At 60.9% G+C, this 2,609-nt stretch carries 3 protein-coding genes; all 3 read left to right on the top strand.

The genetic code is table 11. From position 1 onward, the window contains the following. Positions 1-310 (top strand): sugar nucleotide-binding protein (locus WX88_RS26490; RefSeq protein WP_046247450.1); only part of this gene is annotated, 310 nt, incomplete at its 5' end. 444 nt (positions 311-754) lie between these two features. Beyond that, a complete protein-coding gene (locus WX88_RS26495; RefSeq protein ID WP_072053126.1) occupies positions 755-2,137 on the top strand; it encodes a family 1 glycosylhydrolase in 1,383 nt (460 codons plus the stop codon). Beyond that, positions 2,127-2,609: SDR family oxidoreductase (locus WX88_RS26500; protein WP_046247451.1), on the top strand; the 483-nt coding region annotated here is incomplete at its 3' end. The genes WX88_RS26495 and WX88_RS26500, both read left to right, overlap by 11 nt.

Genomic DNA, 2,609 nt, shown 5'->3' on the forward strand with positions numbered 1-2,609 from the left:
CACCTACGTGCCCGATTTGGTGAATGCGTCGCTGGACCTGCTCCTCGACGAAGCCGCCGGCATCTGGCACTTGGCCTGCCGTGACAGCTGCACCTGGGCCGAGTTGGCCCGCGCCGTTGCCCGCAAAGCCGGGCTGTCGGACGAGTTCGTGGTGCCGCGCCCCATAGCCGAACTCGGTTTGGCGGCGCCCCGGCCCCCACAGAGCGTGCTGACCAGCGAAAAAGGTATGATACAGCCCACTATTGATGATTCTCTGGAGCGCTGCCTGCTTGAAATGGGCATTAATGTCGCCCAGGCAATAGAGGAATAAGTAGTAGGTACTGTAGAGCCGCTGCCCTTGGCGTCTTGTTATTGAACGACTGAGCTGCATCGGCTGAAGAGCAATAGCAGCCGATGGTCAACGGTGCAAGCGATGAGGTGCCGCGAGTGGCCGTTATATAGCTGTTCAGCAGGTTCAAAGTCAACACGATTAACTATTGTAGCAGTTGATTAATTAGCTGATAAAGGATGGGCCGACGGAGCTTGGCGAAGTATTTTCCTTGCGAGAGTAGTTCCGGTTATTAGGAATTACTGGCTCACAAGAATTGCTTCAGCAAGCTCTGTCGGCCCATTCCTTATTGCTGCTATTTGGGTGATTTCTCAGCCAAAAGCCTCCCTGCGCTCGTATTGAGGGGGTAGTTTGCCTAAAGTTCAAGCTAAGCTGAACACTAGTGAATGCTAAGTTTGGGCCATTGTTCCACCGACCTCCTTTGCTATGAACCGACTTGATATCTGGGGCGGCATCGAATGCAGCCACTGCCGCGTGGGTGACACGTATTCGGACCAACTCACCCGCAACGGCCACTGGCACCGCTTCGATGACCTCGACGCATTGGCCGACCTCGGCCTGAAAACGTTGCGCTATCCCTTGCTCTGGGAGCACACCGCCCCCGATAATCCTGACACCTGTGACTGGGCCTGGCCCGATGAGCGCCTGCCCCGTCTGCGCGAACTCGGCATCAACCCCATTATCGGCTTAGTGCATCACGGCAGCGGCCCGCGCTACACGGCTTTGCACCAAGACAACTTCGCGTCCGGCCTGGCCCAGCACGCGGCCAACGTAGCCCGCCGCTACCCCTGGCTTACCCACTTCACGCCGGTGAATGAGCCGTTGACCACCGCCCGCTTCAGCGCCCTCTATGGCCACTGGTACCCGCACACCGCCGATGACCACAACTTCGTGCGGGCCCTGCTCAACCAGCTCGAGGCCACGAGGCTATCGATGAAAGCCATCCGGGAAATCATTCCCCACGCCCAGCTGGTGCAAACCGAGGACCTGGCCCAAATCCATAGCACCTCGGCCATGCGCTACCAGGCCGATTTTGAGAATCAGCGCCGCTGGCTCAGCTTCGATATTCTGTGTGGCAAGGTCACGCCCGCGCACCCGTTCTGGAACTACCTGTGTCAGCACGGTGCCAGCGAAGCTGAACTACAAACTTGGATTGACGACCCTTGCCCCCCCGATGTAATGGGCCTCAACCACTACCTCACCAGCGAGCGGTTTCTCGACGAGGCCATTGACAATTACTGGCCCTGCCACGCCGCCAGCAACCACCGCCAGCGCTACGCCGACGTGGAAGCCGTGCGCGTGGGCAGTGTGCAGCTAGCCGGCGTCACGAGCCTGCTGCTGCAAGCCTGGCAGCGCTACGAACTACCCCTGGCTATCACCGAGGCCCACCTCAACTGCACCCGTGAGGAGCAGGTGCGTTGGTTGCACTACGTGTGGGAAGCGTCCGAAGCAGCCCGTCAGCAGGGCGCCGACGTACGCGCTGTCACCGTCTGGTCACTATTTGGTGCCTACGATTGGGATAGCCTGCTTACTCGCCCGGCCGACAGCTACGAAACCGGCGTGTTCGACGTACGCAGCGGTCAGCTTCGGCCCACGCTGCTGGCCAAGCTGGTGCGGCAGCTCGCCCACGGGCAGCCTTTCGAGCATCCGGTGCTGCAAAGCCTGGGGTGGTGGCAGCGTCCCGGTCGGGTTCAGTTCCAGCCGAGCACCGCACCCGCGCAGCCAAGCGTGCTCAAGGCTGTAAAATCACAAGCCGAAGCTGCCTACGCAACCCATCAGGACGAAGAAGACCTTGAATATGCGGCCTGATTTCGTACCCGAACACATTCCCGAGCGGGCCATTCGTTCCCTGCTCATGGCGGGCGCTCATGGCACGCTCGGGCGTGCCATGAGCCGCATCTGCCACACCCGAGGCCTGGTAACCGTGGCTCTGGGCCGCGACGAGCTGGACGTTATCAGCCCCACTTCTGTGGAGAGAGTCCTGGATGCGGTTCGCCCTTGGGCGGTGGTGAATGCCGCCGGCTACGTGCGCGTCGATGAGGCCGAAAACGACGCTGGTCAGTGCTTTAGTGAGAATGCCACTGGCCCGTCGGTATTGGCTACCGCCTGCGCCCAACGGGAGTTGCCCTTCCTCACGTTTTCGTCGGATTTAGTGTTTGACGGGCAGCAGGCAGGACCCTACACCGAGTCCTCGCCGCCCAACCCGCTCAATGTGTACGGCCGCAGCAAGCTCGCCGCCGAGCAGCGGGTGCTGGCCGTGCACCCGGCGGCGCTGGTGGTG

The organism is Hymenobacter terrenus (genome assembly GCF_000972495.1).
In the GTDB taxonomy this organism is placed as follows: Bacteria; Bacteroidota; Bacteroidia; order Cytophagales; family Hymenobacteraceae; genus Hymenobacter; species Hymenobacter terrenus.

Coding starts and splice junctions, on each gene's coding strand:
- WX88_RS26495 (WP_072053126.1), top strand. CDS start 755: ATGAACCGACTTGATATCTGGGGCGGCATCGAATGCAGCCACTGCCGC.